General features: G+C 48.2%; 7 protein-coding genes. 4 read left to right on the top strand and 3 right to left on the bottom strand.

The window, feature by feature from the left end; translation table 11 throughout:
* Positions 1-29: 29 nt before the first annotated feature.
* The 3 genes from LCF41_RS10475 to LCF41_RS10465 all read right to left on the bottom strand — a co-directional run bounded on the left by LCF41_RS10475 (position 30) and on the right by LCF41_RS10465 (position 2,342).
* Positions 30-212, bottom strand: a complete 183-nt coding sequence (locus LCF41_RS10475; RefSeq protein ID WP_225087992.1) for a POTRA domain-containing protein — start codon at positions 210-212, stop codon at positions 30-32.
* Between the two features lie 18 nt (positions 213-230).
* A complete protein-coding gene (locus LCF41_RS10470; protein WP_225087991.1) occupies positions 231-470 on the bottom strand; it encodes a hypothetical protein in 240 nt (79 codons plus the stop codon).
* A 315-nt stretch (positions 471-785) separates the two neighbouring features.
* Positions 786-2,342, bottom strand: coding sequence for a TerC family protein (locus LCF41_RS10465; protein WP_225087990.1), 1,557 nt, complete (start codon positions 2,340-2,342; stop codon positions 786-788).
* A 567-nt stretch (positions 2,343-2,909) separates the two neighbouring features.
* Here LCF41_RS10465 and manX point away from each other — a divergent pair.
* The 4 genes from manX to LCF41_RS10445 all read left to right on the top strand — a co-directional run bounded on the left by manX (position 2,910) and on the right by LCF41_RS10445 (position 6,287).
* Complete coding sequence (manX, locus tag LCF41_RS10460) at positions 2,910-3,878, top strand: PTS mannose transporter subunit IIAB (RefSeq protein ID WP_225087989.1); 969 nt, start codon at positions 2,910-2,912, stop codon at positions 3,876-3,878.
* A gap of 217 nt (positions 3,879-4,095) precedes the next feature.
* On the top strand, positions 4,096-4,893 hold the full coding sequence (locus LCF41_RS10455) for a PTS mannose/fructose/sorbose transporter subunit IIC (RefSeq protein ID WP_180741101.1): 798 nt from the start codon (positions 4,096-4,098) through the stop codon (positions 4,891-4,893).
* 14 nt (positions 4,894-4,907) lie between these two features.
* Entirely contained in the window at positions 4,908-5,750 is an 843-nt protein-coding gene (locus LCF41_RS10450) for a PTS mannose transporter subunit IID (protein ID WP_180741102.1), read from the top strand.
* A gap of 78 nt (positions 5,751-5,828) precedes the next feature.
* Positions 5,829-6,287 carry a DUF986 family protein gene (locus LCF41_RS10445; protein ID WP_225087988.1) on the top strand — a complete coding sequence of 153 codons (459 nt, stop codon included), beginning with the start codon at positions 5,829-5,831 and terminating at the stop codon, positions 6,285-6,287.
* Positions 6,288-6,658 lie beyond the last annotated feature (371 nt).

Below are 6,658 nucleotides of genomic sequence, written 5' to 3'. Positions count from 1 at the left end.
CGGCGCTATCCGGTTTTTATTAGCAAGACTCACAATGGAGTCGTCAGGTTGGTAATATAGCCCTGTTTGATGTATTTATTGCTGCCGTCATATACCAGCAGATTAATGTTATTAACATTAATACAACGGTTAATATGACTTTTATTTAACTGGTCTTTATCGCTTTCACGCAGCAGCGAACTCTTGTGATAATGAATTTCCTGTATGGACAAACAGTATCCGGTATTACTTTAACCAACTGGGTTCATCGTCATTTGTGGCTGATTTAATTGCAATAATAAATCACGCTGCTGCCGGGATTGATCGATCACTTCGGCCTGCCGCTGCTGAATGTCCTTTTGGTCTGCCGGATTAAGTTGCGCGGAGAATGCTGAAAATGCTGTACAAAAAAATAGCGCAGGCGTGATAAGGATCAGCCTGAAAAAACCACGCATGGTTTCATCCCTGATGATAATAATTTTTTTTGGCATAGTAAAACCGTTAATTACCAAGCTCAATATGTCAGGTAATATATAATTTCATGACAATCGGTTTGCGTTAAGTCGCGATAAAATATTCTCTTAACCAATAATTTCAGGGCTGTTACACCTCATCATACAATACTGCGTATTTCATGACCTCTGTTGTCGCTTCACACTCTGGACACGCTTAGAAACAAGCTCTCAACAGTGAAACCATATTCTGTTCAGGCATAAAAAATCCGGAATCAGAAAACTGATTCCGGATTATCTCTTACTCGCAGGAACGTTCAAATATGCTTAAACGTTCTACTTACGCGGATCGCATTACGCTTCTTCAGCGTCTTCCTCATCCACAATGCGTTCCACACGCACCAGATCGATACGGTATTCGGAAACCTCAACGATATGGAAGCGCAGGTGGTGTAATTCGATGGTATCGCCAACTTTCGGAAACTCATCACTGTGCGCCAGCAACAGGCCTGCCAGTGAAGCATAATCTTCCTTCGGGTCAACCAGATCGCTGCTATCCACAACCTGCTGCAAAGCATGCAGGTCTGTTCCGCCCTTCACCAGCCAGCCTTCACCGTCTGGGATGATATCCAGCGTTTCGTCTTCATCCGGGAACTCACCTGCAATGGCTTCCAGCACGTCCAGCGGCGTGACCAACCCCTGCACTACGCCAAACTCATTGGTGATGATCACCAGACTACCTTTCGCACGACGCAGAACGGGCAACAGATTAATCACATCCAGCGTTTCAGGCACGACGATGGGCGGATTCGCCGCCGCGAAGCTTTCTACATCCGTCTGCGTTTCCAGCGCCACCAGCAGATCCTTGGCACGGACGATGCCGATAAGTTCATCCAGAGAACCGCGGCATATTGGGAACAGGCTATGAGGCGTGTCCAGCAATTGCATACGGATTTGCTCGACGGAACTTTCACTATCCACCCAGGAAATTTCAGTACGTGGCGTCATCACGCTACGCAGTGAACGCGACGCTAATGTCAGCACGCCGCTGATCATATTGCGCTCTTCCTCAGCAAACTCTTCTGTCGTGAGCTTCTTCTGGGGTTCATCCGCATCCAGATCATCCGTGTTTTTCCGTGAACCCATCAGGCGCAGAATGGCCTCTGCGGTACGCTCACGCAAAGGACGGTGCGACTGGTGCTTCATGAAGTTATGACGGGCAATCTGGTTAAACAGCTCGATCAGAATAGAGAAACCAATCGCGGCGTACAGGTAGCCTTTCGGAATGTGGAAGCCAAGACCTTCCGCCATCAGGCTCAGACCAATCATCAGCAAGAAGCTGAGACACAGGACAACCACCGTTGGATGCTCGTTAACGAATCGGGTCAGAGGTTTAGAAGCAATCAGCATGACACCCATTGCAATGATCACCGCCGTCATCATCACACCCAGATGATCGACCATGCCCACTGCGGTAATCACGGCATCCAGAGAGAACACCGCATCCAGAACGACGATTTGCGCCACTACAGCCCAGAAACTGGCGTGGGCACGATTGCCATTGCCATCGTGCGTTTTGTTCTCTAGCCGTTCATGCAACTCCATTGTGGCCTTGAACAAGAGGAACACACCGCCGAACAGCAAAATCAGGTCGCGCCCCGAGAAGCTGAAATCACCAAGGCTAAACAGTGGACGCGTCAGTGTGACCATCCAGGAAATCAAAGACAACAGGCCCAGACGCATTAACAGCGCCAGGCTTAAACCGATAATGCGGGCTTTATCTCGCTGTTTGGGGGGTAATTTATCCGCCAAAATGGCGATAAACACCAAATTGTCGATACCCAGAACAATTTCAAGTACCACCAGCGTCAATAAGCCTGCCCAGATTGAAGGATCTAGCAAAAATTCCATGTCAGACTCCAGAAAATGAACGAGCAGATGACATCAATGCATGAGCCGCATTGAATGGTAATAAAAAGAGTTGATGTGAATCAGAGAGATTCTGAATGTGGTCTGAGTGACCAGTTGAGTACAGAAAACCGCCAGCATTAGCGGGGAAACAGAGAACGTTTTGTCGGTGACAGTCCATGGGAAGGGCTGATGCCCGGTGCTCCTAAGCAATTTAAGGGACGTTTACTCTAACAGGTTGTTACCAATTTTCACAAAGAATTTCGTCGATCGGCTTCGCATTGATAACACGCTCAAATTTTCCGCTTCTGCATCCTTTTAGCCGCTCGTTTAACTGGTCAGCATTAGAGCATCATCACACTATTTATTTTTTCGATAACTAAAATAAATCTGTCAGTCACGATTTCTCGCCTGACAACCTGGAGGAACACAGTGAATGTCATGAATCCACGGTAAATTTTTTTCTTGCAGCCATACTAATACCGCGACGGTTAACGTTCAGTGGCTGAACGTTAACCCAGTTTCCTGACACATTGACTCTTTATGATCGTGAACGTGAGGAGGTAGCAAGTGAGTATTGCAATCATGTTATGCACTCACGGCGCCACTGCGGGACCGCTGTTAAAGACAGCAGAAATGATCCTTGGCGAGCAAAGCAATATCGCCTGGATCGATTTCGTTCCTGGAGAAAACGCCGAAACATTGATAGAAAAATATCAGGAAAAACTCACGCAGTTAGACACATCGCAAGGCGTGCTGTTTCTCGTTGATACCTGGGGCGGTAGCCCGTTCAACGCAGCCAGTCGTCTCGTCACCAATAAAGAAAACCATGATGTTATCGCTGGCGTGAATATCCCCATGCTGGCAGAAACCTTTATGGCTCGGGATGATAATCCGTCCTTTTCCGATTTGGTTGCTATCGCTCTGGAAGCCGGCAGGGATGGCGTCAAGGCGCTGAAGTATCAGGATACGCCCAAAGCCGCGCCCCCTTCTCCTCCACCGCCGCCAAAAGCCAAGGCCATTCCCACACCAGCCGGTTCCGGTGAACACATGAAGATCGGATTGGCGCGTATTGATGACCGTCTGATTCATGGCCAGGTCGCCACCCGTTGGACGAAAGAAACCAATGTTTCGCGCATTATTGTCGTCAGCGATGAAGTCGCCGCCGATAACGTGCGTAAAACGTTGCTGACTCAGGTTGCGCCGCCGGGCGTTACCGCTCACGTGGTGGATGTCGCAAAAGCCGTCCGTGTTTACGACAACCCAAAATATGCCGCTGACCGGGTGATGCTGTTATTCACCAATCCGACCGATGTATTAACGCTGATCGAAAATGGCGTAAAAATCACCTCGGTTAATATTGGCGGGATGGCATTTAAACAGGGGAAAACGCAGGTCAATAATGCCGTTTCCATCGACGAGAAGGATATCGCTGCATTCCGGGAGTTAGATAAACGCGGCATTGAATTGGAGGTTCGGAAAGTCTCAACCGATACTCGACTTAAAATGATGGATTTAATTAACAAAATGCCGCGCTGATATCTATCGCAATGCGAATGTGATTAACGCGAACGTCACCATCAATAATAGCTTTATAGACCTGGCGATTTTCAAGATAGGTATTTATGTCGATATTGAAAAGCGTTATGCCGACATAGAAAGCTTTACGTTGACATTGAAGGCTCTACGTTGACATTGAAAAACAACGGGGATGGCGATTAATTTTTACTCAGACACGTTTTATAGGAGAAGTACGATGGAGATTACCACACTTCAAATTGTGCTGATATTTCTCGTCGCGTGTGTTTCGGGGATGGGTTCAATTCTTGATGAATTCCAGTTCCACCGTCCACTCGTCGCCTGTACGCTGATTGGCGCAGTATTAGGTGATTTAAAAACCGGGATCATTATTGGCGGTACGCTGGAAATGATCGCGTTAGGCTGGATGAACATCGGTGCGGCCGTCGCCCCGGATGCGGCGCTGGCCTCCATTATTTCAACCATTCTGGTTATTGCCGGCGGTCAGGGGATCGGCGCCGGGATTGCACTGGCGATTCCACTCGCAGCAGCCGGGCAAGTCTTAACCATCATCGTTCGTACCATCACAGTCGCATTCCAACATGCGGCAGATAGCGCAGCAGAGCGAGGTAACCTCACAGCCATTAGTTGGATTCACGTCTCCGCCCTGCTGCTACAGGCCATGCGTATCGCGATCCCTGCGGTCATTGTGGCAATTTCCGTCGGCACCGATGCCGTACACGCCATGCTGAACTCCATCCCGGAAGTGGTCACCAACGGTCTGAATATCGCCGGTGGCATGATTGTCGTCGTAGGTTACGCGATGGTCATCAACATGATGCGTGCAGGCTACCTGATGCCGTTCTTCTATCTTGGCTTCGTGACCGCCGCGTTCACCCAGTTCAACCTGGTAGCGCTGGGCGTAATCGGTATTGTGATGGCGGTGCTGTATATCCAGCTCAGCCCGAAATATAACAAGGTTCAAGGCCAGCCGGTTTCATCAGGCAATAACGACCTTGATAACGAACTGGATTAACAGGAGTGAGCAAAATGGTCGAAAACACGAATGTCAAAAAACTCACTGACAGCGACATCCGCGCGGTGTTTATCCGTTCCAACCTGTTTCAGGGTTCCTGGAACTTTGAACGTATGCAGGCACTCGGCTTCTGTTTTTCCATGGTGCCGGTGATTCGCCGTCTTTATCCTGAAAATTCGGAAGAGCGCAAACAGGCGATCAAGCGCCATCTGGAGTTCTTCAACACACAGCCATTTGTTGCAGCCCCGGTACTTGGCGTAACGATGGCAATGGAAGAACAGCGCGCTAACGGCGCCCCCATTGACGATGCGGCGATAAACGGCCTGAAAGTCGGGCTAATGGGGCCATTAGCTGGCGTCGGCGATCCAATATTCTGGGGCACCGCCCGTCCGGTATTCGCCGCACTCGGTGCGGGGATTGCCATGAGCGGCAGCCTGTTAGGGCCCGTCCTCTTCTTCGTCCTGTTTAACCTGGTTCGCCTGCTAGTACGCTACTACGGCGTCGCCTACGGCTACCGTAAAGGGATCGATATCGTCAGCGATATGGGCGGCGGTTTCCTGCAAAAAATGACCGAGGCAGCCTCTATTCTCGGCCTGTTCGTCATGGGAGCCTTGGTCAATAAATGGACTCACGTCAACATTCCGATGGTGGTGTCGACGGTGACGAACCAAAACGGTACAACCACGGTGACCACCGTTCAATCTATCCTTGACCAGCTTATGCCGGGACTCGTTCCCCTGCTGCTAACGTTCGGCTGTATGTGGTTGTTACGGCGCAAGGTGAACGCACTGTGGCTGATTATGGGCTTCTTCGCCATTGGTATCTTCGGATACTGGATCGGCCTGCTCGGCGTGTAATAGCCAATGGCCGGGTGCCAATACGCCCGGCCATTTTTTATGACGGTTCTGGATGCTTAACGAGCAAGGGTAATACGGATGACAATGACAGATATCACGCTGGTCGTGTTGATTGCATTAGCGCTGGTTTATGCCATCTATGATGAGTTCATCATGGAGAAACTCAAAGGGAAAACCCAGCTCCTCGTCCCTCTGAAACGGATGAATCGGCTCGATACGTTGATTTTTATCGGCTTAGTGGGGATTCTTATTTATCAGAATGTGATGAGCCATGGCGCTATTCTTACTACCTATCTTTTGATTTCTCTGGCCTTCATGGCATGTTACCTGGCTTATATTCGTCGTCCTAAACTGGTGTTTAAATCAACCGGCTTCTTTTATGCGAATATATTCATTCCTTATACCAGAATTAAAAATATGAATTTATCTGAGGATGGCATATTAGTCATCGATCTTGAGAAACGGCGTTTATTAATACAGGTTACTCAGCTTGATGATTTAGAAAAAATATATAAATTTATGATTGAGAATCAATGAGGTAAACTTATCAGGCGAATTATTTTAAATAACCGCAAATATACACCTCATTTTCTGGTGGTATTTTAACCCCAATAACCCTGATGTTATTTTATACAATTAATCAATTTCGACAATCAAATGAAAATAATTATCAATTGCATTATTAACACGTAAAACTTTTAGTGTTGTTTACCGCATAAATAATATGGTAAGGTTGCGCCGTCATTGGGGAGTAGCCGATTTCTGATTAAGTAATATTCACGATAACTGATCAGAAATGCTCGTATCAACATACTCGTTTATCTCTTGTTATAGGAGCATAAGCGTGGTGCGGGCGGCCAAGCGTGATTGGTAGGCGAGACCATAGACACGTAAGATCGTCATTCGGG

The organism is Pectobacterium colocasium (assembly GCF_020181655.1).
GTDB lineage: Bacteria > Pseudomonadota > Gammaproteobacteria > Enterobacterales > Enterobacteriaceae > Pectobacterium > Pectobacterium colocasium.
Note: the sequence above shows the minus strand (reverse complement) of the source record. Positions and strands in the feature narration are given on the sequence as shown.